The sequence below is a fragment of the Micromonospora reichwaldensis genome (assembly GCF_031845925.1).
GTDB classification, from domain to species: domain Bacteria; phylum Actinomycetota; class Actinomycetes; order Mycobacteriales; family Micromonosporaceae; genus Micromonospora; species Micromonospora reichwaldensis.
Genome location: NZ_JAVRFL010000036.1, coordinates 35273 through 58138 on the forward strand (window position 1 = coordinate 35273; position 22866 = coordinate 58138).

The window sequence follows — 22866 nt, forward strand, 5'->3', positions numbered from 1 at the left end:
GAAACGGACGCGCTGACCGTAGCCGCTCCCCTCCCGTCGGGGGATCAGCCGCGCGGCGGGAGTCCGCGATCAGCGGAGATGCAGGACGTCGCCGGCCGCCAGGGCCCGGGTGCCGGCGGGGGTGGCGACCAGGAGCTGGCCGTCGGCGTCCACGCCGGTCGCGGTGCCGGTCACCTCGTCGCCGCCCGGCAGCAGCACGCGTACCTGCCGGTCGATCGTCGCGCAGCTCGCCAGGTAGGCGTCGCGCAGGCCGCTGGCGACCGCGTCCCCGCCGGTCGCGCGCCACTCGCCGTACCAGTCGGCGATCCCGCGTAGCAGCGCCCGGACCAGCGGGTCCCGGTCGGTGGCCGCCGCGCCGGCCAGTTGCAGGGAGGTCGCCGGCAGTCCCGTCGGATTCTCCGGCAGCTCGTCGGCGCGCAGCGTGACGTTGAGGCCGACACCGAGCACGATCGCGGGCGGCCGGGCCGGCGAGGGCCCCGGCACCGCCTCGGCGAGGATGCCGGCACACTTCGCGTCGCCGACGAGCAGGTCGTTCGGCCACTTCAGGCCCGCGTCCAGCTCGGCCAGCCGGGTCACCGTCTCGACCAGGGCGACGCCGGCGAGCAGCGGCAGCCAGCCGTACCCCGTCTGGGGCGCCGACGGCCAGCCACGGTCGGTGACGGCCTCCCCGGGGCGGAGCAGCACGCTGGTGGCGATGCCGGCCCGGGCCGGCGACTGCCAGGCCCGGCCGCGCCGGCCGCGCCCGGCGGTCTGCCGCTCCGCGACCACCACCAGGCCCTCGGGCTCGCCGGCCCGGGCCGCCTCGGCGACGTCCGCGTTGGTCGAGCCCGTCTCGACGCGCAACTCCAGGCGGGCCCAGGGCCCGTGCGGGGCGACCAGCGCCCGCCGCAGCCGCGCCGCCGACAGCGGCGGGCGGTCCAGATCGGTGTACGGCGAGCCCGGCATCCCGTCAGCCTACGGCCGCCCCCAGCCGGCCGACCGGGGACGTCGCGGCCCGGCTGAGGCGAACTGCACAGCGGCGGTGGCCTGAACCATCGTTATATTCCCAGGGTGACTACCGAGACCGGGATCAACATCCACAGCACCGCGGGCAAGCTGGCCGACCTGGATCGGCGGGTCGACGAGGCGGTGCACGCCGGGTCGGCGCGCGCGGTCGAGAAGCAGCACGCGAGGGGCAAGAAGACCGCCCGCGAGCGGATCGAGATGCTGCTCGACGAGGGTTCCTTCGTCGAGCTGGACGAGCTGGCCCGGCACCGGTCCACCAACTTCGGGCTGGCGAAGACCCGCCCGTACGGCGACGGCGTCATCACCGGCTACGGCACCATCGACGGCCGGCAGGTCTGCGTCTTCGCCCAGGACTTCACCGTCTTCGGCGGCTCCCTCGGCGAGGTCTTCGGCGAGAAGATCGTCAAGGTCATGGACCTGGCCATGAAGATCGGCTGCCCGGTCGTCGGGATCAACGACTCCGGGGGCGCCCGGATCCAGGAGGGCGTCGCCTCGCTCGGCCTCTACGGCGAGATCTTCTTCCGCAACGTACGGGCCAGCGGCGTCATCCCGCAGATCTCCCTGATCATGGGCCCGTGCGCCGGCGGCGCGGTCTACTCCCCGGCGGTCACGGACTTCACGGTGATGGTCGACCAGACCTCGCACATGTTCATCACCGGCCCGGACGTCATCAAGACGGTCACCGGCGAGGACGTGGGCATGGAGGAGCTGGGCGGCGCCCGTACGCACAACTCGCGCAGCGGCAACGCGCACTACCTCGCCGCGGACGAGCAGGACGCGATCGACTACGTCAAGGCGCTGCTGTCGTACCTGCCGTCGAACAACCTGGACGAGCCGGTGGTCTTCGACGCGCCCGCCGACCTCGACGTGACCGACGAGGATCGGGAGCTGGACACGCTGATCCCCGACTCGGCGAACCAGCCGTACGACATGCACCGGGTCATCGAGCACGTCCTCGACGACGGCGAGTTCCTGGAGGTCCAGCCGCTCTACGCGCAGAACATGGTGGTCGGCTACGGCCGGGTCGAGGGCCGGCCGGTGGGCGTGGTCGCCAACCAGCCGATGCACTTCGCCGGCACCCTGGACATCGCCGCCTCGGAGAAGGCCGCGCGGTTCGTGCGCACCTGCGACGCGTTCAACATCCCGGTGCTGACCTTCGTGGACGTCCCCGGTTTCCTGCCCGGCACCGGCCAGGAGTGGGACGGCATCATCCGCCGGGGCGCGAAGCTCATCTACGCGTACGCCGAGGCCACCGTCCCGAAGGTCACCGTCATCACCCGCAAGGCGTACGGCGGTGCGTACGACGTGATGGGCTCCAAGCACCTCGGCGCGGACCTGAACTTCGCCTGGCCGACCGCGCAGATCGCGGTGATGGGCGCGCAGGGCGCGGTGAACATCCTCTACCGCTCGGAACTGGCCGCCGCCGAGGACCCGGCCGCCGTGCGGGCCGAGAAGATCGCCGAGTACGAGGACACCCTCGCCAACCCGTACATCGCGGCGGAGCGCGGCTACGTGGACAGCGTCATCCCGCCGCACGAGACGCGGGCCCAGATCGTCCGCGCGCTGCGGGTGCTGCGCACCAAGCGCGAGACCCTGCCGCCGAAGAAGCACGGCAACATCCCGCTCTGACGCCCCTCCCCCGCGGGATCCGCGCGGTGTCCCCCGCCGACCGTGGCAGGCCACGGCTGCCCTGACATCGCGCGGACCCGGGGGCGGGGCGGCCGATCGGTGGGCGGCGGTCAGCAGGACGGGTTGGCGGCGGCGCACATGCGCCGCGCGGCCAGCCCGGCGAGGCGGACCAGGTCGGCTTCGGCGGTCGGTTCCAGGATCAGCACGCTCACCAGGTCGCCGACCCGCACCACCACGGTCGCGTCCGGCGTGGACGGGCGGCCGGGCGCCTTTGCGTCGGCCGGGTCGAGGGTCGCGGCGACGGAGTGGCGCAGCAGCAGGGACTCGTCACCGGCGAAGTCGCGGCGCGGCACGTCCCAGCGGTGCACGTCCTCGACGGTGACGGACTCGCCGCCCCACTCGATCGACCGCACCTCCCGCCACTCCCGGCAGACGGTGAGTTGCCGGCGCAGTCCGTCGAAGAACCGGGCGGCCCCGTCGTCCCGCATCCGGTGCAGGTCCTGGACGACCAGGACGTCGCCGAGCCGCCCCCCGCCGGTCGCCGGTCGCAGCACCGTCTGGGACCGGCTCACCCAGGTCTCCTGCGCCGGCACACCGCTGTCGTGCCTCGTGGCGCACCGGCGGAGGGCCATGCCCACGTCGACGCTCCCGCCCAGGCCGGCCTCGCTGAGCTGCAGACCGCTGCGCGCCGTCAGGTCGTCCTGTTGCAGCAGGGCCGCCGGGGGGATCTCGACCTTCCCCGGCGCCGCCGGTCGCGAGGGGGACGCCGCCGGGGCCAGCCCCCGCCGCCCGGACCGGTCCCCGACCGCCACGGCCGAGGCGGAGACGACGACGAGCACCGCGACCGCCGCCAGCACCGCCGTACGCCTGCTGCGCCTGCGGGCCCGGGCGCGGATCTCCGCCGGCTCCGGCCAGCGGACCTCGCGCAGGTCCCGGTGCAGTTGCTCGACGAACGTCGTCTCGTCACGCATCGGCGGCCTCCTCCAGGTCAGAGACGGCGAGCAGCCCGGCGAGCGCGGCGCGCCCCCGGAAGAGTCGGGCCTTGACGGTGCCCACCGGGGCGGCCGTCTGCCGGGCCACCTCGGCGACCGGCATGCCGACCAGGTAGTAGAGGGCGATCGCGGTGCGCTGCTCCTCGGGGAGCCGGCGCAGCGCGGTGACCACCTCGACGGTGGCGGTGTCCGGGCCGGGCACGCTCTCGCCGGGGCCGTGGCGCAGGTAGGCGCGGGCCCGGCTGCGCAGGCTGCGCCACCGGCTGACCGCGATCCGGCTCGCCACCACCCGCACCCACGCCTCCGGCTCCTCGTACGCGCTCACCGTCGACCAGCGCTGCCAGGCCCGGATGTACGCCTCCTGCACGGCGTCCTGCGCCTCGGCGAGGTCGCCCGTGAGCGCGTAGACGTAGCCGAGCAGCCGTTGGCGGCTGCCCCGGTAGAACTCGTCGAATCCGTCGACGTCCGGCACCTGCTACCTCCCCGTGACGGTCGCAGGGGACACGCGTCGGACGGTGCCGCCGGTTGCCCGGTCGGCCGGTCATTTTCCGGGCGTCAGGCCGGCCTCGGTGAGGATCGGGCCGGCCAGCAGCAGCGCGCCGGCGCCGAGGGCGGCCAGGTTGACCAGGGCGAAGGCGGTGACCCAGAAGAGGGCCGGCAACGGGGTGAGGCCGGCGAGCTGGTCGGCGTCGGAGGCGGGCATCCGACCCCGCGAGCGCAGCCGTTGCAGCTCCACCACCGGCCGCACCCCGCCGAGCAGCAGGAACCACACCCCGGCGTACGCGAACGCCGCCTGCACCTGCGGTTCGGCGTACCAGGAGACGGCGAGCACCACCCCGCCGGTGACCAGCAGCGAGAGCACGCCGAAGACGTTGCGGATCATGATCAGCATGGCCAGCAGCAGCGCCACGGCGACCCAGAGCAGCAGGGTGATCCGGTTGCCGCCGAGCAGCCACGCGCCGGCCAGCCCGACCAGCGGCGGGGCGACGTAGCCGGCGAGCAGGGTGAGGATCATCCCCGGGCCGGTGGGCCGGCCGGCGGAGAGGGTCAGCCCCGAGGTGTCCGAGTGCAGCCGGATGCCGTGCAGCCGGCGGCCGGTGAGCAGGGCGACCAGCGCGTGCCCGCCCTCGTGGGCGATGGTGATGGCGTTGCGGGCGATCCGCCAGGGCAGCCGGGTGGAGACGACCACCAGGGCGACGGCGGCGGTCAGCAGCACCAGTAGGGGCGGTGGGTCCGGCTGCGCCGCGAACAGCTTGTCCCAGAGACCGCCGAGCCCGTCGATCGACACCATGGGGCGCGAGCCTACCGGCCCCGACCTGTGTCGCTGCGTCCTCTCCGGCCCGTATCGTGGAAGGCTGATCCGGTGGCGACAGGAGCGGGAGGTGGACGCCGGTGACTGCGGCACCCCTGGAACCCCACGTCGGCCTGTGGACCGAGGCCGAATACCTCGCCATGAGCGAGACGTCGAACCGGATCGAGTTGCTCGACGGGAGCCTGATCGTGAGCCCTGCCCCGAGCAAGCGACACCAGCGGGTGTCGCGGCTGCTGGCCAACAGCCTGGACGGCGCTGCGGGGGCCCTCGCGGTCTTCGAGGCGGTGAACGTCCGGCTCGGTGTCGACCGCATCGTCATCCCCGACGTGGTGGTGGCCGACACCGACGACGAGGGGACCGTGGTCGAGGCGGGCGAGGTCGTCCTCGTCTGCGAGATCGTCTCGCCGGGGAACGCGGCCGCCGACCGGTTGGTCAAGATGCAGCTCTACGCGATCGCCGGGATCCCGTGGTACCTGCTGGTCGAGCAGGACGGCGCCGGCCACTCGCTGCGGCTGCACCGGCTCGACGGCGCGCACTACGTCGAGGACCAGGTGGCGAAGCCGGGCGAGGAGTTCCGCCTGGCCGAGCCGATCCGCTGGCGCGTCGACCCGGCCACGTTGCGCTGAGGCGGAGAGCGCCTCACCCGGTCCGCTCGCCGGCTGCGGTGCCACCCGCCGCCGGGATGGCCGGCTTCCGCCGTTCCTGAAGATTTCCTTAGCCCCCCTTGCCATTCGGGGCACTTATCTCCAAAGATGAACGTCTATTCAGTCCGGCGTCCTTGGAGGCATCCATGACCCGTACCGGAACATCCCTGCGGCGGCTGCTGGCCGCCACCCTGGCGGCCCTCGCCACTGCGGCGGCGGGGCTCGTCGCGACCGCGACCCCCGCGGCGGCCGCCACCACGCCCGGCATCGACGTGTCCCACTACCAGGGCGCCATCAACTGGACCAGCGTCCGCAACGCGGGCATCCAGTTCGCCTTCATCAAGGCGACCGAGGGCACCAGCTACAAGGACCCGAGGTTCAACACGAACTACGTGGCCGCCTACAACGCCGGCGTCATCCGGGGCGCGTACCACTTCGCCCGGCCCAACATCTCCTCCGGCGCGGTGCAGGCGAACTACCTGGCCTCCAACGGTGGCGCCTGGTCGGCCGACAGCCGCACCCTCCCGGCCGCGCTGGACCTCGAAGCCAACCCGTACGCGGGCGGCTACTGCTACGGCCTGAGCACCACGGGCATGCGGAACTGGGTCCAGGACTTCCTCAACACCTACCGCGCCCGCACCGGCCGCTACGCCGTCATCTACACGACCACGAGCTGGTGGAACCAGTGCACCGGCAGCTGGAGCGCCCCGTGGGCGAACCACCCGCTCTGGGTCGCCCGTTGGTCGAGCACGGTCGGCGCGCTGCCGGCCGGGGCGCCGTTCTGGAGCTTCTGGCAGTACACCGACCGGGGCAGCGTGGCGGGCATCAGCGGCGCCGTCGACCGCAACCACTGGAACGGTGACCGGAGCCGGCTGATCGCCCTGGCCAACAACACCTGAGCCTGAATCGCCTGGGGAGGCGGTTGGCGGCAGCGGGATCGGTTGTCACCGTACGGTCGACAACTGGTCCGGCTGCCGCCACGCCGCTCTCGCGGGCGTCAGACCTGCCGTCGGGCCGCCACGGGCACGGTCGCCGCGTTCTCGCGGACGAGCGCGTTGCGCCGGGCGAAGCGCCGGACGCCCACCCCGGCGAGGGTGACGGTGACGACGCTGAGCAGCGCGAACAGCAGCGGCAGGCCGGCGGCGGCGAGCAGCAGGACGATGTCGCCGAGGGCCACGAGCATCCACAGTGCCACTCGGGGCCGGGCGTCCCTCCGTCGGTAACCCATGTCGTACCCTCCCTTCCGTCGTGAAGGTCAGATACCCCGTACGGCGGAAGGTCATGCGAGTCGATCTCGCAACGGGCGCGAATCCCGCGGGTCAGTCCTTGCGGTCGGGCACGAAGCCCTTGGCGATCCGGTCGAAGTTGGCCAGGTTGGCCTGCCAGTCCTTCGCGGCGACCTCCCAGCGCAGGGCATAGCCCCGGTTCTTGGCCGTGACGAAGCCCCGGTTGCGGACGTGGATCCGCGTGCCGTCGCGGGTCTCCAGCCACTCCCAGTCCGCGCAGGTCTTCCAGTAGTCGCAGCGCTTGATGCTCAGATACTGGTAGTTGTTCACGTAGTTCTTGCGGGCCGGTTCGGCCCCCTTCCAGTCGGCGTAGGCGTCCGACTTCGGGCTGGACGTCCACTGCACCAGCAGTTCGCCCGGCCCGCCGGGCTCGTCGAAGACGACGGTGTTCGCTCCGGCGTTGCGGCGCACCCAGTTCGCGGGGATCGGCACCGTGAAGCCGCCCGGGTCCTTGTGCAGCTTCCAGCCCGCCGGCAGCGCGTCCGGCGTCGGCGACGGGGTGGCCGACGGCGTCGGGCTCGGCGCGGCGCTTGTGGGCGGGGCCGGCGCGGAGGACTGCGGCGGCTGCCCCTGCGAGGTCGCCGCGCCGGTCGGGTCGGCCTGCGGGCTGCCGCCGCCGTCCCCACCGTCGCCGCTGGTCAGCATCGGCACGACCACCACCAGGCCGATCAGCAGCAGCGCCACCAGCACGCCGATCAGCACGTTGCGCCGGGTGTTGTTCGGCTTCGTACCGCTGGACGCCACGACCGTCGCCCGGCCGGACGGCGGGCTGACCGGCGCGGGCATCACCGAGGTGGGATTCGCCGGCCTGCCGGGCGCCGGGACCACCGGCTCGGCCTTCGTGTCGTCGAGCGCGGGCTTCGGCGGGTCGACCTTCGCCGTCGGGGCCGTGTCCGAGGTGGAGGATCCGACCTTGGCGGTCGGCACGGAGTCCGAGGAGACCGCCGCTGTCGCGTCCTCGGCGGTGGACGCCGCGGCGGCACCGGCGGCGGCCGCCGCCAGCGGCGCGCGCGGCGCCGGCGGGCTGACCGGCTTGTCGGGCCCACCCTCGGCCGGTCGCGGCGCCGGCACCAGCGGCGGGCGCGGCTCACGCGGACCGTTCGGCCCCGGCCGGCGTACGCCGTCGAGCAGCGGGATCGTGCGGGTGCGCTTGCCGCCGGCGCGGCGCAGCAACTTCTCCGCCACCTCGGCGGTGATCCGCTCGTTCGGGTCCTTGCGCAGCAGGCCGTTGAGCACCGGCTTGAGCGGCCCGGCGTTCTTCGGCGGCGGCATCGGCTCGGTGGCGAGCGCCGCCAGGGTGGCGATGGCCGACGGTCGCGCGTACGGCGACTTGCCCTCGACCGCCGCGTAGAGGGTGGCGCCCAGCGACCAGAGGTCGGCCTCCGGACCGGCGGTGCCCTCGCGGGCCCGCTCCGGCGAGATGTACGCGGGCGACCCGAGCACCATGCCCGTGCGGGTCACGTTGGGGTCGCCGGGAATCGTGGCGAGGCCGAAATCGGTCAGCACCACCCGGCCGTCGTCGCCGAGCAGCACGTTGCCGGGCTTGACGTCGCGGTGCATCACGCCGGCCTTGTGCGCCGACTTCAGCGCGGCCAGCACGCCCAGGCCGATCTCCACGGCACGCGCCGGCGTCACCGGGCCGTCCTCGGCGAGCGTGTCCTGCAACGACTTCGACGGCACGTACTCCATGACGATCCACGGGTCGCCGTCGGTGCGCAGCACGTCGAAGATGCGGACCACGTTGATGTGGTTGAGCCGGGCGATGGCCCGGGCCTCACGCAGCGAGCGTTCCCGCATCTCGCGGCGCTCCTCGTCGGTGAGGCTGGGCGGCGGGACGAGCTCCTTGATCGCCACGTCCCGGTGCAGCACCTCGTCGCGCGCCTTCCACACCCGACCCATGCCGCCCTGACCGAGCGGCGAGAGAAGCCGGTATCGGTCAGCGACGAGTTGGGGCAGCGCGTTCGACATCGCCCAGACGGTACCCGGAGCCGACGACGCTCACACCGCCGGCACGCCACTGTGCGGTTCAGCTCAACCTCTCCGACGCGTACGCTGACGCCATGTCTGCCGAAGAGCCGCTGTTCCGGGTCGTCCGTGGGGTCCCCACCGCCGAGGAACTGGCCGCGCTGGTGGGCGCGATCGTCGTACGGTCCCGCCCGGCCGCCGCGCCCCCTCCGGTCGCCGCGTCCGCCTGGGCGCGCTCCGGCCGGCCCGTCGCCGCGGCGGTCGCCGGCCCCGGCGCCTGGCGGGCGTCCGGCCTGCCCCGCTGACCTTTTCCGCACGGATCACCGCAGCTCGGCGCCCCTGCACACCCGCGGGGCAGCCGGTGTGTGCCGGGGCGGGGCTGCCGACACCCCCGGGGACCTATTAACCTCACTCAGGGAAACGACGCAGTGACGGGCAGGGAGGGCCGATGATCCCCGAGGAGGACGGTCCAGCGTCCTGGCTCCGCGGCTACGGCGGCATCGAGGCCGACATCCGCCAGCTCCGCGAGTTCGCCGACAAGCTCCAGGCCGAGGTGGAACGCAACTACGCCCCCCACCTGTCGTACATCGCCGCGGACCTCACAGCCCCGGTGCCCAACCCGGCCGACGCGTTCATCGAGCTGGTCGACTTCCTGCGCGCGCACCACGAGACCCAGCAGGCCACCGCCGACATGGTCTGGGGCGTCCGCGACGTCACCGGCCACCTGGCCGTCGCCGCCGGCACCGTCGCCACCCGCTACACCGGGTCCGACGCCTTCGCCGCCGCGCGCGTGACCGACATCGAGCGGGCCCTCGCCCACCCGGCCCCCACGGCGCCTCGGGGCGCGCCGCCGATGCTGCCCGATCCCACCGGGCCGGCACCCGCGCCGGATCAGGGACAGGGACAGGGCCGGGTGGTGCTGCCATGATCGAACGGGGCACCGGTGGCCGCACGTCCGCCCTCACCGACTGGCGGCTGATGGACGTCGCCAGCATGTGGGCCTGCCTCCAGGACCACGACACCACCAACCACTGGAAGCAGGTCGCCGGCTGGCGCAAGATCTGCGACCTCGCCCGGATGCACCTGAGCCGGCTCCAGGAATACCGCAAGGGGCTCGCCGAGGCATGGCCCCCGGAGACCAACGAGGCGGCCCGGGCCTACGTCCGCGAACTGGACGGGCTCATCGACAAGGTGCAGCGCACGCACGACGCCGCCAGCGCCAACTACACCGCGCTCTCCGCCGCCACGCAGGCCATCAGCGCCACCCGCACCGAACTGAAGAAGATCTACGAGACGTACGCCGTCAAGGTCCAGGAGAAGCAGACGTACGACGCGACGCTCGCCGACCCGAAGGCGGCCATGGGCAGCCGGGTCCCCGACCGCCCGGTGACGGACGCCGATCTCGAACGCCTCAACGTCCAGGCGCGCGGCATCATGTACGGCCTCAGCGGCGAACTCCAACACGCCCGAGTAATGCTCCGCCAACCACCACCTAGGCCTAAGCCTTCACCTGGCATAGACCAGCACAACCCCGACATCTACGGAGGCGCCAGCTCTGCCGCTCCGGTAATTCCTCCCGTCGTTCCCGTGCCGTTGTCAAGTTCGAGTACTTCGTCCGTTGCCCGGCCGACCACGAACACGCGACAGATCTCCGCACCAACCACCCGTAACGTCGGGCCTGTCCTCGGCGGGGTCAAACCCGGTCTAGCGCCTTCTCCGATCAATCCCGCGATGCCAGGTGCAACTCCACCCGGCCTCCCCACCGGCTCCGGCAGTGGACCAATGCCTGCGATGCCGCCAGGCGTGCGGCCTGGACACGGGATCTCTGGATTGCCGATCGGTCAGCCTGGCCCTAGCGGCCGGCCGGTCAACGGAGCCATTCCGGGGCTCCCGCCTGCCACGCCACCGGCATCGCCCCGGCCCATGCCACCAGGTGGTCTGATCGGCGGAACCCCCGGAATGGGATTTGGCCCATCGAGCGGCAGCGGTGCACAACAACGTCGGGTTAACCCGATTGGTGGAGTGATCGGTGGCGGGGGCGCAGGCACCGCTCCGACCGGGGGCGCAGGCTCCCGCCCTGGGGCTGGCCGCAACTTCAGCGCGGTGCAGGGTATACCGCCAATCGGTGGAGCACCCGGCATGGGCACTGCCCGCGCAGGCGGGATGCCGGGCCGGTCGGGGCGATACGACGGCAGCGACAAGGAGACGCGACGCTGGGATCCGGACCACCCATGGGAAGTGGACCAAGGCGTAAGCCCGGTAGTCCGCCCTCCGGACGAAGATGGCCCCATCGACCCAGGTCCGGCTATTGGCTTTAACCGTTGAAAACTAGGGCCATTCAAGCCATCTTGGCGCTGGTTAGTCTTACGGCAGCGCTCCCGCCATCGACCATCTCACATGCTTGGTCCATCCGCACCGCTCCAGATCTGCACGGCCGCGACCGAATCCGGGGGGATCAGTGGCATCTGAGCTTCCTCAAAATTGCCGAAGCGCACCGGATCAATCAAGGCGAAGGCGTAACCGTCGCGGTGCCAGACACCGGTGTTTACCCGCATCCCGATCTTGCCAGTAATCTGCGGCGAGGCACAGATTTCGTTGCTGGAGGTAGCGGCGACGGCACGCAAGACCAAGACAGCCATGGAACGGGCATGGCAGGACTAATCGCTGCCCATGGAAACACCGGCAGCAAGGGCGCCCTCGGCATCGCACCAAGGGCAAAGATCCTGCCCATACGGGTAAAAATAAACAACCAGGAGGGCACCAGCCATCAATTGGCAGATGCGATCAACTTCGCAATTACTAAGAATGTCGAGGTAATCAGCATCTCAGCAGCAGGAGCGGCAGATAGCCGGTTATTTTCGGCAGTCGAAGCCGCGCTCCGTGCGGACATTGTTGTTGTCGCCGGAGCAGGCAACAAGCCACTTAGCGAACGAGTCGGCTTCCCCGCCTCTCACCCCGGCGTAATTGCAGTGGGCGGGATCGACCGAACCGGCCGCCTTGCCGCTGTCTCGGTTGCTGGCCCCGAGGTGGATTTGGTAGCACCTGCTGTTGACATATACAGCACGAGTGTGGACGGCAAATACCGGAAAGGGACAGGAACCTCGGACTCCACTGCCATCGTTGCGGGAGCGGCAGCACTGATCAGATCCAAGTACCCGTACCTGCCCGCCTCCGAGGTGGCGCACAGGCTCACCGCCACAGCGATCGACAAGGGCCCGCCGGGACGGGACGACGAGTACGGCCACGGGATCATCGACCTGGTGGCGGCGTTGACGGCTGACGTACCGCCGCTGGGTTTCGGATCGGCGACGGCGAGCGTGCCGGCCCACACCCCCTCGACCACGACGGCGGTAGCGGAGCCGGCGGGCGACGGGAACGGTGCGGCGACGGCCCGTGGCCTGGTCACCCTCGGCGTGATCGTGGCGGCCGGCGGCGCGTGGACGTTCATCGCCCGTCGGCGTCGTCGGGGCGACGACCCGCCGCCCCGCATCAGTCGCTGAGCAACCCGGAAGTCGGAGACGGGCGAGGAAGGGCCGACACGTCCCACCCGAGACGTCGTCGTCCCGGTCAGCCGGTAACGTCGGCGACGTGTCCAAGTCCTTGCCGCTCCGCCTCGTGCTCGCCTCCGCCAGCCCTGCCCGCCGCAAGATTCTCCAGGCCGCCGGGATCGAAACGGACGTGCTGGTCAGCGGCGTCGACGAGTCCCTCGTGGTCACGGAGCGGGCCGAGGATCTCTGCCTGGAACTGGCCCGGATGAAGGCGCAGGCGGTACTCACCCGGCTGCGGCCGGCCGACGACCAGCGGACGTTGGTGATCGGGTGCGACTCGGTGCTGGCCTTCGACGGGGAGATCTTCGGCAAGCCGACCGACGCGGCCGACGCCACCCGGCGCTGGGAGCGGATGCGCGGGCGCAGCGGCGTGCTGCACAGCGGGCACTGCCTGATCGACGTCGAGGCCGGGCGGCGGGCCGAGGCGGTCGCCTCCACCGTCGTGCACTTCGCCGACATAGACGACGACGAGATCGCCACGTACGTGGGTACGGGCGAGCCGCTGGCCGTGGCGGGTGCCTTCACGATCGACGGCCTGGGCGGGCCCTTCGTGGAGCGGATCGAGGGTGATCCGAGCACGGTGATCGGGCTCAGCCTGCCGATGCTGCGCCGCCTTCTCGCCGAGTTGGACCTGCGGCTCACAGATTTGTGGACGAAGGTCGCGCCCGGCAACCAGACGGTCGAGCCGCTCGGTTAGCGTCCGTTCTTGACTTCCTTCCCACGCCTAGAGGCGGGGGATTCCAGCGGTCGCCCGCTGGGTTTCCTGCTTCACCGACGGCCGCCCCGTCCGGACGTTCGTCCGTTGGGGTCTTACACCGCCTCCACAGGCAATCACGGAGAGCCCCTCCGCGAGAATGTTGCGGGCCGCGTTGACGTCGCGGTCGTGGGTCTGCCCGCATCGGCAGGTCCACGACCGCATGTTCAGCGGCATCCGCTGCGCGAGCGCACCGCACACCGAGCACAGTTTGGACGACGGGAACCAGCGGTCCACAACAACGAGGTTGCGGCCGTGCCAGTCGGCCTTGTATTCGAGCAGGGTGCGGAACTGCCGCCAAGCCGCGTCGCTGACGGCGCGAGCCAGGCTGTGGTTTGTGACCATGTTGCGCACGGTCAGGTCCTCGACGACGATCGTTTGGTTCTCACGAACAAGCCGAGTGGTCAACTTGTGCAGATGGTCCCGCCTGCGGTCGGCGATCCGAGCGTGCACGCGGGCGACCTTGAGCCGGGCCTTGGCCCGGTTCGCGGAGCCCTTCTCCTTCTTGGACAGGTTCCGCTGCGCCTTGGCGAGTGCGGCTCGGTCGCGGCGTTCGTGCTTCGGGTTGACGACTTTCTCGCCGGTGGACAGCGTGAGCAGGCTGTCCAGGCCGGCATCGACCCCGACGGCCGGGCTCGGCGCCGGAGCCTGCTCGATCCGGTCGTCGCACAGCAGCGACACGAACCAGCGACCGGCCGCGTCCTGCGACACGGTCACCGTGGACGGCGCCGCGCCCTCGGGAAGCGGCCGGGACCACACGATATCCAGCGGCTCGGCCATCTTCGCCAGCGTCAACTGGCCGTCGCGGTAGCGGAACCCGCTGGTGGTGTACTCCGCCGACCGGCGCGACTTCTTCTTGCTCTTGAAGCTCGGGTACCGGGCGCGCTTGGCGAAGAAGTTCGTGAACGCGACTTGCAGGTGCCGCAGCGTCTGCTGCAACGGCACGGACGACACCTCGTTGAGGAACGCCAGGTCGTCGGTTTTCTTCCACGCGGTCAACATCGCCGACGTGGTGTTGTAGTTGACCCGTTCCTGGCGCAGCGTCCACGCCTCAGTGCGGGCCTGCAATGCCATGTTGTAGACCAGCCGGACACAGCCGAACGTGCGGGCAAGCTCGCAAGCCTGCTCGGAGCTCGGGTAGAAGCGGAACCTGAACGCCCGCTTCACAGCCCTGGCCATGGCTCACAGCCTAGCAAGATAGCCAGTAAGCTTTACGGTGACATGCGGGTGGACACCCATCCTCCTTGGCCGCGGATCGGCCTTTCCTGTCCCGCTCTGCAAGAGTTCCGTTCCCTCCCCACGGCTAAAGCCAGGGGTTCCACGGAGGTTTTCGATGACCACCAAGTCGATCCCGCTCACGTCGGAACTGCACGCGTACCTGGTCGAGCACGGTGCGCCGCCGGACGAGATCATGCGGGACCTGGCCGAGGAGACCCGCGCGGCTCTGCCGAACGACGCGCAGATGCAGGTCGCACCGGAGCAGGCCGCCTTCCTGACCTTCCTCACCCGGCTGCTCGGAGTGCGGCAGGCCGTCGAGGTGGGCACGTTCACCGGCCTCTCGTCGCTGGCGATCGCCCGTGGGCTGTCCGAGGGCGGGCGGCTGACCTGCTTCGACATTTCTGAGAAGTTCACCGGGATCGCCCGGCGGTACTGGGCCCGCGCCGGCGTGGACGACCGGATCGAGCTGCGCATCGGCCCGGCCGGCGACACGCTGCGCGAGCTGCCTCACGAGCGCCACCTGGACTTCGCGTTCATCGACGCCGACAAGACCGGCTACCCGGTCTACTGGGCGGAGCTGGTGCCCCGGATGCGTCCTGGCGGGGTGATCGCGGTCGACAACGTGCTGCGCGGTGGCCGGGTGATCGCCCCGCAGAACGCCGACGACCGGGCCATCGCGGCGTTCAACGACGAGGTGCTCGCCGACGTCCGCGTCGACGCGGTGATGCTCCCGATCGCCGATGGCCTCACCCTGGCCCGAGTGCACTGACGCCCCACCTCATCGCGATCTTGGTAGGAAACCGCCCCTCCAGGGGCCGTTTCCTACCAAGATCCAGCGGGACCCAAGCTCCACCGGAACCCAAGGTCCACCGGGACGCAATATCCACCGGAACCCAAGATCCACGGGAGATGCAAGAACCGCCGGAGGACGCAAGATCCGCCGGAGATCCAAGATCCGCGAGGGGCGCTGGCGTCAGACGGGGGTCGGGGATCGGAGGTCGACGGGGGCCGGGCGCAGGGCGCGGCCCAGGCGGGCGGCGAGCAGCGCAGCCGCCGCGATGAAGGCCGGCAGCAGCAGGAAGGCCAGGTGCGGTCCGACGCCGTCGGCCACCCAGCCGAGCGCGACCGGCGCGATCCCGAAGCCCACCCCCATCGAGTACGACGCATAGCCGGCCGCCCGGTCCGCGGCCGGCCCGGCGACGGCGAGCGCGATCGAGATCGCCAGCGGGTAGTGCAGGGCGTTACCGAGGCCGAGGACGACCAGGCCGGTGACGGCGAGCCAGCCGACCGGCGCGATCCAGAAGAGCGCGAACCCGGCCAGCGACACGCCCAGCGCGACCAGCAGCAGCGGCACGGGCCGGTACCGCAGGGCGAGACGCCCCCCGGCGAGTCGGCCCACGAACATGCCGCAGACGATCGCGGCGACGGCGGCCGAGGCGCCGCCGGCCGCCATCCCGGCGTGCGAGCGGAGCACGTCGGCCGTCCAGAGCGACAGGCAGACCTCGATCGAGCCGGTGACCGCCATCAACACCCAGGCGATCCAGTACGCCACCGGCAGGCGTCGACCGGCCCCGTGGGCGCCGGCCACCGAGGCGACCCCGCCGGAAGCCGAAGACCCGGGAGCCGGAGAGCCGGGAGCCGCGGCAGCGGGAGCAGGCTGCGGCAGGCGTACGCGAAAGGTCACGGCGGCGAGCGCGACCAGCGCGATCAGGCCGACCTCGACGGCCATCGCCGGTCGCCAGCCCCATCCTGCGTCGACGCTGGCACCGATGACCAGCGGGGCGAGGATGCCGGCGCCGGCGCAGACGGCATTGGCCTCGGTCAGCGCCGCTGGCGCGCCGGCGCCGTGCCGGTCGGTGAGCACCACGGACACGCCGCTGATCACCAGCATGCCGAAGGTGGCGATCACGGCTACGGCGGTGATCGTGGCGGGCAGGGCGCGGACGACGCCCAGGGCGGCGACGCCGGCCGCCACGCCGGCCAGCCCGATCCAGATCGCCCGGCCCCGGCCGAGGCGGCGGGCCAGGGGTGCGAAGAGCGCCCCGCCGGCCAGCGCGCCGACGGCGATGCCGGTGCTGTGCAGGCTGGCGACGGCGGCCGAGGTGCCCTGTTCGTCGCGGAGCAGCGGCACGACCGGCCCGAAGCCGTAGAGGAAGAAGCCCCACAGCCCCAGCTGGGCGTAGGTCAGCCAGGTGAGCCGGTCACGGGTCAGGCGGGGCACCGGCCTCACGCTACAAGCGTCGGGCCGGCGCTCCGCCCGTGGTGAGAGGCAACTCTCCCCCGGCGTTAGGAAGGGCACCTTCCTCTACCGCAGGCGTTAGGAAGGTGCCCTTCCTTACACCTCAGCGGACGCTGCGGGCGAACTGGCGGGCGGCCCAGACGACGCCGGCGGCGGCGAGGAGCGCGATGATGCCGAGGCCCTGCCAGACCTTGTCGTCGCCGAGCTGGCCGGCGAAGAGGGCCCGGGTGCCGTCGACCGCCCAGGAGAACGGGTTCCACTCGGCGATGCCCTGGAGCCAGCCGGGGGCGAAGGTCAGCGGCAGCAGGATGCCGGAGAGCAGCAGCACGGGCTGGGCCACGGTGTTCATCAGGGGGGCCAACGCGTCCTCGCTCTTGACCTTGAGCGCGATGCCGTAGGAGACGGCCGAGGTCATCAGCGCGATCAGGGCGAGCATGAGGTACGCCAGCAGCAGGTCGACGAGGGAGACGCGCAGGTCGAACAGGAGCGCGAGCAGGGTGATGATGACCGCCTGCACGATGAGCGACACCACGTCGCGCAGCGAGCGGCCGAGCAGCAGGGCGAGGCGGCTGACCGGGGTGACCCGGGAGCGTTCGATGACCCCGGCGCGCAGCTCGGCGATCAACCCGAAGCCCTGGAACAGGCCGCCGAAGATGGCCAGCAGCACCAGCAGGCCGGGTACGAAGATCTTGTAGGCCTCCGCCTGGGTGGGCGCGTTCAGCGCCGGCTTGAGCAGCGGGGCGAAGAGCAGCAGGTACATCACCGGCTGGAAGACGCCGACGAAGACCCAGACGGGGTTGCGCAGCAGCAGCTGGAGCTGGCGCTGGAAGATCAGCCAGGTGTCACGGGCGAGTTTCATTGGGATCTCTCCGGTCGGGATCAGGACTCGCGCAGCGAGCGGCCGGTCTTGGTGAGGAAGACGTCGTCGAGGCTGGGCCGGTGCAGCTCGATGGACCTGAGCCCGAGGCCGGCGGTGTCGACGCGGCGCAGGATCTGCGGGATGGCGGTGGCGCCCTCGTCGACGTAGAGCCGTAGCCCGCCCTCCTCGGCGGTCTCCAGCTTGTTGACGTACGGCTCGCCGTCGAGCAGTTGCGCGGCCTGCGGGGTGGCCGCCGCGTCGAGCCCGACCAGCACGACGTCGCCGGAGATCTCGCGCTTCAGCTCCGTCGGGGTGCCCTCCGCGACCACCTCGCCGTGATCCATGATCGCGATCCGGTCGCAGAGCGCGTCGGCCTCCTCCAGGTAGTGGGTGGTGATGAAGACGGTCATGCCGTCGCCCCGCAGCCGGCGGATCTCGTCCCACATGTGCGCCCGGCTCTGCGGGTCGAGACCGGTCGTCGGCTCGTCCAGGAAGACGATGCTCGGCTCGTGGATGATGCCGAGGGCGATCTCCACCCGCCGGCGCTGACCGCCGGAGTAGGTCTTGCACTTGCGGTCGGCGTACTCGGTGAGCTGGAAGGCGTCGAGGGCGCGGGCGGCCCGCCGGTGCGCGTCGGCCTTGCCGATGCCGTACATCCGGGCGTGCAGGACGAGTTCCTCCCGGGCGGTGGACTCGTCCCAGGTGCTGCCGCCCTGGGCGACGTAGCCGATGCGGCGGCGCACCTCGGCCGGGTCCTTGCGCAGGTCGGCCCCGGCGACGGTCGCCTCGCCGCCGTCCGGCTCGATGAGCGTGGCCAGCATCCGCAGGGTGGTGGTCTTGCCGGCGCCGTTGGGGCCGAGGAAACCGAAGATCTCCCCCTCGGTGACCTTCAGGTCGACGCCGCGCACCGCGTCGACGGTCTTCGTCTGGCGACCCTCTCGGGAGCGGAACGACTTCCGCAACCCTCTGGTCTCGATCATGTCTGCTCCTGGTCGTCCGGGCCGGTGCCACCGGCCACCTGTCTGTCCCTCGGAGACGACGCCGGACGGCATGCTTCCCCCGTGGCGCCCCGGGCAGGCTAACGCGATATAGCTCTTTTGGTCAACGTTGATTATTCGCCCTCCGTCGGCCGGGGCGGCAACTGCTCCTCCCAGCCCTCCCAGCCCTGCGCCCGCTCCAGCCCCTCGGGCAGGTACGACACCCCCGACTCGATCCGTTCCGCGATCTGCTCGCACCAGGAGATCTCCGCCTCGGAGCGGGCGGTCCAGAGTTCGAACATCCACCCCACGTGCACCGGCTTGGTCGAACGCATCCAGCCAGAACTCAACGACGTACGCATCCACTCGACACCGGCCCGCAGCAGGTTCGCCCGGTTGCGCAGGGCGGCCGCCGCCTCCTCGCGCGGCATCGCGGGCAGGAAGGAGAACGCCGCCGCGAACGGATCCGGCGGCTCGTGCAGCTGCCACCACAGGCCGCGCAGCAGCGACTCGAACTCCTCCTCGCCCTTCGGCGTCACCTCGTACGTGGTGCGGGCCGGACGGGCGCCCACCTGTTCGGTGGCCACCTCGCGCAACAGCCCTTCCTGGGTCAGCTTGCGCAGGGCGTGGTAGATCGATCCGGGCTGCACGTTCGCCCACCTGTCGGCGCTCCAACTGAGCAGCTCGCGGCGCACGTCGTAGCCGTGCACGGGCTGCATCCAGCGCACCAGGCCGAGGATCATCATTCGCGTGGCAGACACCGGATGAGCGTAATAAGCAAATTTGACTAGGGCGCGGTGAACAGTGCGGCATCCCACACTGAGCGATCGTTAGGGCCGCCTCGGTGGCCGATACACTCCCGGTCAGTGACCCTCCGGGAGGAGCCAGCAAGGTGCGCAAGGTACTCATCGCCAACCGCGGCGAGATCGCCGTCCGCGTCATCCGTGCCTGTCGCGACGCCGGCCTCGGCAGCGTCGCCGTCTACGCGGACTCCGACCGGGACGCCCTGCACGCCACGCTGGCCGACGAGGCGTACGCGCTCGGCGGGGACACCGCCACCGACACGTACCTGCGGATCGACAAGCTGCTGGAGATCGCCGCGAAGGCCGACGCCGACGCGGTCCACCCCGGCTACGGCTTCCTCTCCGAGAACGCCGACTTCGCCCAGGCCGTCATCGACGCCGGGCTGACCTGGATCGGCCCCACCCCGCAGGCGATCCGGGACCTCGGCGACAAGGTCACGGCCCGGCACATCGCCCAGCGCGCCGGCGCTCCCCTGGTGCCCGGCACCCCCGACCCGGTCGGCGGCCCCGACGAGGTGTTGGCGTTCGCCGTCGACCACGGCCTGCCGGTCGCCATCAAGGCCGCCTTCGGCGGCGGCGGGCGCGGGCTCAAGGTGGCCCGCACCATGGAGGAGATCCCGCACCTGTTCGAGTCGGCCACCCGCGAGGCGGTCGCCGCGTTCGGCCGGGGCGAGTGCTTCGTCGAGCGCTACCTGGACAAGCCTCGCCACGTCGAGGCGCAGGTGCTGGCCGACCGGCACGGCAATGTGATCGTGGTCGGCACCCGGGACTGCTCGCTCCAGCGCCGCCACCAGAAGCTGGTCGAGGAGGCACCCGCGCCGTTCCTCACCGACGCGCAGCGCGCCCAGATCCACGACAGCGCCAAGGCCATCTGCCGCGAGGCGGGCTACCACGGCGCCGGCACGGTGGAATACCTGGTCGGCGCCGACGGCACCATCTCCTTCCTGGAGGTCAACACCCGACTCCAGGTCGAGCACCCGGTCACCGAGGAGACCGCCGGCATCGACCTGGTCCGCGAGCAGTTCCGGATCGCCGACGGCGAGAAGCTGCGGTTCACCGAGGACCCGACGCCGCGCGGGCACTCGATCGAGTTCCGGATCAACGGCGAGGACCCGGGCCGCAACTTCCTGCCCGCCCCCGGCACGGTCACCGCGCTGCGGCTGCCCACCGGCCCCGGCGTCCGGGTCGACACCGGCATCTCCGCCGGCGACGTGATCGGCGGCAACTTCGACTCGCTGCTGGCCAAGGTGATCATCACGGGCGAGACGCGTACCGAGGCGCTGGAGCGCGCCCGCCGCGCCCTCGACGAGATGGTCGTCGAGGGCATGGCCACCGCGCTGCCGTTCCACCGGCTGGTGGTCCGGGACGAGGCGTTCACCGCCGAGCCCTTCACCGTGCACACCCGGTGGATCGAGACCGAGTTCGACAACACCGTCACGCCGTTCACCGCCGCCGCCGGCCCCGCCGAGGCGCCGGCCGAGCGCGAGACCGTCGTGGTGGAGGTCGGGGGCAAGCGGCTGGAGGTCAGCCTCCCCGCCGGCCTCGGCGGGGGTACGGCCACCGCCGCGCCCGCCGCGCGCAAGCCGGCCCGCCGGGGCGGCGGGGCCAAGGCCGGCGTCGCGGTCAGCGGCGACGCGCTCACCTCCCCGATGCAGGGCACCATCGTCAAGATCGCGGTCGCCGACGGCGACACCGTGGCCGAGGGTGACCTTGTCGTGGTGCTGGAGGCGATGAAGATGGAGCAGCCGCTGCACGCCCACAAGGCGGGCACCGTCAGCGGCCTCGCGGCCGAGGTCGGCGCCGTCATCACCGCCGGCGCGGCGATCTGCACCATCGCCTGAGGTGTAAGGAAGGGCACCTTCCTAACGTTTCCGGTATAGGAAGGTGCCCTTCCTAACGGCGCAGCACGGCTCGGCGCGGCACGGCACAGCTCGGCTCGGCACGGCGTAGCGCGGCGCGGCGCGGCAGGACGGACACGCCCCCGGTGTGGCAGCAGCCCGCCGGACAGGGCGTGGCGCCGGCCCGCCGGGCGGTCAGCGCAGTTCGGCGCCGGCCACCGCCCGGACGGCGGCCGTCAGCGCGTCCAGGGTGGCGGAGTCCACCCGCCAGTGCTGCCAGTACAACGGGCGGTCAAGGTGGCGTCCGGCGCCGAGGTCGACGCAGCGTCCGGCGGCGATGTCGGCGCGGGCGATCCGCTCCGGGACCATCCCCCAGCCGAGCCCGAGCCGCACCGCCTCGTTGAAGCCGTCGAAGGACGGGACGTAGTGGACCGGCGGGTCGAGTCGCCGCCGGGTGACGGTGCGGGCGAACCGCTGCTGGAGCTGGTCCTTGCGGTCGAACGCCATCATCGGCGCCGACGCCAGGGCGGACTCGGTGAGACCGTCGGGGAAGTGGCGGGCGGCGAAGCCGGTCTCGGCGAGGGCGACGTACCGCATGGCACCCAGCCGCTCCACCCGGCAGCCCTGCACGGCCTCGCGCTGCGCGGTCACGGCCGCCATCGCCGTGCCGTCGCGGATCAGCTCCGCCGTGTGGTCCTCGTCGTCCCGGCGGACGTCGAACAGCAGCGCCAGCCCGGTGGGCAGTCGCGCCAGCGCGCCGACGAACCAGGTGCCCAGCGAGTCCCCGTTCGCCACGACCGTCACTCTGGTGGGCGCGGGACCACCGAGAGCGGGCCGGGCGGCGTCCAGCGCCTCCCGTTCCAGCAGGGCCACCTGCCCGGCGAGCCGCAGCAGCGGACGGCCCGCGTCGGTGGCCCGGCACGGCTTCGTCCGCTGGACGAGCACCTGACCGACGGACTGTTCCAGCGCCTTGAGCCGCTGGCTGACGGCCGAGGGGGTGACGTGCAGGGACCGCGCCGCCGCCTCGAAGCTGCCCTCGCGGACCACCGCGGCGAAGGTCCGGAGCTGCGTGGTGTCCAGCATTCTGAAGCAGAGCTTATCCGGCATGAGAATCTTTAGCTGGGCTGCATCACGCGGGGCTCGTAGCCTCGGCTCGTGCCCGACATCCTCAGCAGCTCCGTGGCCGGCTCCGCCGCCGCCGGCTTCTCCCTCGCCATCGCGCTGATCGCCGCCATCGGCGCGCAGAACGCCTTCGTCCTGCGGCAGGGCCTGCGCCGCGAGCACGTCCTGCCGGTCGTCGCCGTCTGCGCCGCGTCCGACGCGCTGCTCATCGCGCTCGGCATCGCCGGCATGGGCGGCGCGACGGCGGAGCACCCCACCGCGCTCACCGCCGTCCGGTGGCTCGGCGCCGCGTTCCTGCTCGGGTACGCCGCGCTGGCCGCCCGCCGCGCGCTGCGTCCCGGCGCGCTCTCCCCCGCCGACCGGCCGCCGGCCACGCTCGGGGCGACGCTGCTGGCCTGCCTCGCGTTCACCTACCTCAACCCGCACGTGTACCTCGACACCGTCCTCCTGCTCGGCGGGGTGGCCCGCCAGCACCCGCACCACTGGGTCTTCGGCGCGGGCGCCGTGCTGGCCAGCGCGGTCTGGTTCACGGTCCTGGGCGCCGCCGCCCACCGGCTCGCGCCCGTGCTGGCCCGCCCCGCGGCCTGGCGGGTGATCGACGGGACGGTGGCCGTCGTGATGGTGGCGGTCGCGGCCACCCTGCTGCTCGACTGACGACGCGCACCTGCCGGTCGG

24 protein-coding genes are annotated in these 22866 nt (G+C 71.9%); 11 read left to right on the forward strand and 13 right to left on the reverse strand.

The window, feature by feature from the left end:
- Window positions 1-69 precede the first annotated feature (69 nt).
- Window positions 70-945 carry a biotin--[acetyl-CoA-carboxylase] ligase gene (locus RM555_RS24965; RefSeq protein ID WP_311414021.1) on the reverse strand — a complete coding sequence of 292 codons (876 nt, stop codon included), beginning with the start codon at window positions 943-945 and terminating at the stop codon, window positions 70-72.
- Window positions 946-1050: 105 nt separating this feature from the next.
- On the opposite strand from RM555_RS24965, the gene RM555_RS24970 reads away from it, so the two are divergent.
- A complete protein-coding gene (locus RM555_RS24970) occupies window positions 1051-2634 on the forward strand; it encodes an acyl-CoA carboxylase subunit beta (RefSeq protein WP_311414022.1) in 1584 nt (527 codons plus the stop codon).
- Window positions 2635-2744: 110 nt separating this feature from the next.
- Here RM555_RS24970 and RM555_RS24975 read toward each other — a convergent pair whose 3' ends face one another.
- The 3 genes from RM555_RS24975 to RM555_RS24985 all read right to left on the reverse strand — a co-directional run bounded on the left by RM555_RS24975 (window position 2745) and on the right by RM555_RS24985 (window position 4917).
- The gene (locus tag RM555_RS24975) at window positions 2745-3605 is read right to left on the reverse strand and encodes a hypothetical protein (protein ID WP_311414023.1); all 861 of its coding nucleotides are present in this window, start codon (window positions 3603-3605) and stop codon (window positions 2745-2747) included.
- On the reverse strand, window positions 3598-4098 hold the full coding sequence (locus RM555_RS24980) for a SigE family RNA polymerase sigma factor (protein ID WP_132233334.1): 501 nt from the start codon (window positions 4096-4098) through the stop codon (window positions 3598-3600). The genes RM555_RS24975 and RM555_RS24980 overlap by 8 nt, the downstream gene beginning before the upstream one ends.
- Window positions 4099-4167: 69 nt before the next feature.
- Window positions 4168-4917 carry a M50 family metallopeptidase gene (locus tag RM555_RS24985; RefSeq protein WP_311414024.1) on the reverse strand — a complete coding sequence of 250 codons (750 nt, stop codon included), beginning with the start codon at window positions 4915-4917 and terminating at the stop codon, window positions 4168-4170.
- Window positions 4918-5018: 101 nt separating this feature from the next.
- Here RM555_RS24985 and RM555_RS24990 point away from each other — a divergent pair, with 101 nt between their 5' ends.
- Both RM555_RS24990 and RM555_RS24995 read left to right on the forward strand, forming a co-directional pair.
- The gene (locus RM555_RS24990) at window positions 5019-5564 is read left to right on the forward strand and encodes a Uma2 family endonuclease (RefSeq protein WP_311414025.1); all 546 of its coding nucleotides are present in this window, start codon (window positions 5019-5021) and stop codon (window positions 5562-5564) included.
- A gap of 164 nt (window positions 5565-5728) precedes the next feature.
- Window positions 5729-6481, forward strand: coding sequence for a GH25 family lysozyme (locus RM555_RS24995; RefSeq protein ID WP_311414026.1), 753 nt, complete (start codon window positions 5729-5731; stop codon window positions 6479-6481).
- Between the two features lie 98 nt (window positions 6482-6579).
- Here RM555_RS24995 and RM555_RS25000 read toward each other — a convergent pair whose 3' ends face one another.
- Both RM555_RS25000 and RM555_RS25005 read right to left on the reverse strand, forming a co-directional pair.
- Window positions 6580-6810, reverse strand: a complete 231-nt coding sequence (locus RM555_RS25000; RefSeq protein ID WP_311414027.1) for a hypothetical protein — start codon at window positions 6808-6810, stop codon at window positions 6580-6582.
- Window positions 6811-6901: 91 nt separating this feature from the next.
- Window positions 6902-8836 carry a serine/threonine-protein kinase gene (locus tag RM555_RS25005; RefSeq protein WP_311414028.1) on the reverse strand — a complete coding sequence of 645 codons (1935 nt, stop codon included), beginning with the start codon at window positions 8834-8836 and terminating at the stop codon, window positions 6902-6904.
- A 92-nt stretch (window positions 8837-8928) separates the two neighbouring features.
- Between RM555_RS25005 and RM555_RS25010 the strand changes: the two genes are divergently transcribed.
- The 3 genes from RM555_RS25010 to RM555_RS25020 all read left to right on the forward strand — a co-directional run bounded on the left by RM555_RS25010 (window position 8929) and on the right by RM555_RS25020 (window position 11158).
- Complete coding sequence (locus RM555_RS25010; protein ID WP_311414029.1) at window positions 8929-9138, forward strand: acyl-CoA carboxylase epsilon subunit; 210 nt, start codon at window positions 8929-8931, stop codon at window positions 9136-9138.
- Window positions 9139-9281: 143 nt separating this feature from the next.
- Window positions 9282-9761, forward strand: a complete 480-nt coding sequence (locus RM555_RS25015) for a hypothetical protein (protein ID WP_311414030.1) — start codon at window positions 9282-9284, stop codon at window positions 9759-9761.
- Window positions 9758-11158 (forward strand): hypothetical protein, encoded by a 1401-nt coding sequence (locus RM555_RS25020; protein ID WP_311414031.1) that lies wholly within the window; start codon window positions 9758-9760, stop codon window positions 11156-11158. Before RM555_RS25015 ends, RM555_RS25020 begins: the two co-directional genes overlap by 4 nt.
- A 68-nt stretch (window positions 11159-11226) precedes the next feature.
- On the opposite strand, the gene RM555_RS25025 is transcribed toward RM555_RS25020, so the two are convergent.
- Window positions 11227-11472: a hypothetical protein gene (locus tag RM555_RS25025; RefSeq protein WP_311414060.1), complete on the reverse strand. Its 246-nt coding sequence runs from the start codon at window positions 11470-11472 to the stop codon at window positions 11227-11229.
- Here RM555_RS25025 and RM555_RS25030 point away from each other — a divergent pair.
- The gene (locus RM555_RS25030) at window positions 11362-12333 is read left to right on the forward strand and encodes a S8 family serine peptidase (protein WP_311414056.1); all 972 of its coding nucleotides are present in this window, start codon (window positions 11362-11364) and stop codon (window positions 12331-12333) included. The genes RM555_RS25025 and RM555_RS25030 overlap by 111 nt on opposite strands.
- Before the next feature lie 88 nt (window positions 12334-12421).
- Window positions 12422-13078: a Maf family protein gene (locus RM555_RS25035; protein WP_311414032.1), complete on the forward strand. Its 657-nt coding sequence runs from the start codon at window positions 12422-12424 to the stop codon at window positions 13076-13078.
- 27 nt (window positions 13079-13105) lie between these two features.
- Here RM555_RS25035 and RM555_RS25040 read toward each other — a convergent pair whose 3' ends face one another.
- A complete protein-coding gene (locus tag RM555_RS25040; protein ID WP_311414033.1) occupies window positions 13106-14314 on the reverse strand; it encodes an RNA-guided endonuclease InsQ/TnpB family protein in 1209 nt (402 codons plus the stop codon).
- 154 nt (window positions 14315-14468) lie between these two features.
- On the opposite strand from RM555_RS25040, the gene RM555_RS25045 reads away from it, so the two are divergent.
- Window positions 14469-15122, forward strand: a complete 654-nt coding sequence (locus tag RM555_RS25045) for an O-methyltransferase (protein WP_311414034.1) — start codon at window positions 14469-14471, stop codon at window positions 15120-15122.
- A gap of 204 nt (window positions 15123-15326) precedes the next feature.
- Here the strand turns inward: RM555_RS25045 and RM555_RS25050 are convergent, their stop codons facing one another.
- The 4 genes from RM555_RS25050 to RM555_RS25065 all read right to left on the reverse strand — a co-directional run bounded on the left by RM555_RS25050 (window position 15327) and on the right by RM555_RS25065 (window position 19174).
- Window positions 15327-16574, reverse strand: coding sequence for an MFS transporter (locus RM555_RS25050; RefSeq protein WP_311414035.1), 1248 nt, complete (start codon window positions 16572-16574; stop codon window positions 15327-15329).
- 121 nt (window positions 16575-16695) lie between these two features.
- Window positions 16696-17451, reverse strand: coding sequence for an ABC transporter permease (locus RM555_RS25055; protein ID WP_132233312.1), 756 nt, complete (start codon window positions 17449-17451; stop codon window positions 16696-16698).
- A 20-nt stretch (window positions 17452-17471) separates the two neighbouring features.
- Window positions 17472-18431, reverse strand: coding sequence for an ATP-binding cassette domain-containing protein (locus tag RM555_RS25060; RefSeq protein WP_132233310.1), 960 nt, complete (start codon window positions 18429-18431; stop codon window positions 17472-17474).
- Window positions 18432-18562: 131 nt separating this feature from the next.
- Window positions 18563-19174: a PadR family transcriptional regulator gene (locus tag RM555_RS25065; protein ID WP_311414057.1), complete on the reverse strand. Its 612-nt coding sequence runs from the start codon at window positions 19172-19174 to the stop codon at window positions 18563-18565.
- Between the two features lie 146 nt (window positions 19175-19320).
- Between RM555_RS25065 and RM555_RS25070 the strand changes: the two genes are divergently transcribed.
- The gene (locus RM555_RS25070; RefSeq protein WP_311414036.1) at window positions 19321-21072 is read left to right on the forward strand and encodes an acetyl/propionyl/methylcrotonyl-CoA carboxylase subunit alpha; all 1752 of its coding nucleotides are present in this window, start codon (window positions 19321-19323) and stop codon (window positions 21070-21072) included.
- 192 nt (window positions 21073-21264) lie between these two features.
- Here RM555_RS25070 and RM555_RS25075 read toward each other — a convergent pair whose 3' ends face one another.
- Window positions 21265-22152, reverse strand: a complete 888-nt coding sequence (locus tag RM555_RS25075) for a LysR family transcriptional regulator ArgP (protein ID WP_311414037.1) — start codon at window positions 22150-22152, stop codon at window positions 21265-21267.
- 96 nt (window positions 22153-22248) lie between these two features.
- Here RM555_RS25075 and RM555_RS25080 point away from each other — a divergent pair, with 96 nt between their 5' ends.
- A complete protein-coding gene (locus tag RM555_RS25080; protein WP_311414058.1) occupies window positions 22249-22845 on the forward strand; it encodes a LysE/ArgO family amino acid transporter in 597 nt (198 codons plus the stop codon).
- Window positions 22846-22866: the final 21 nt, after the last annotated feature.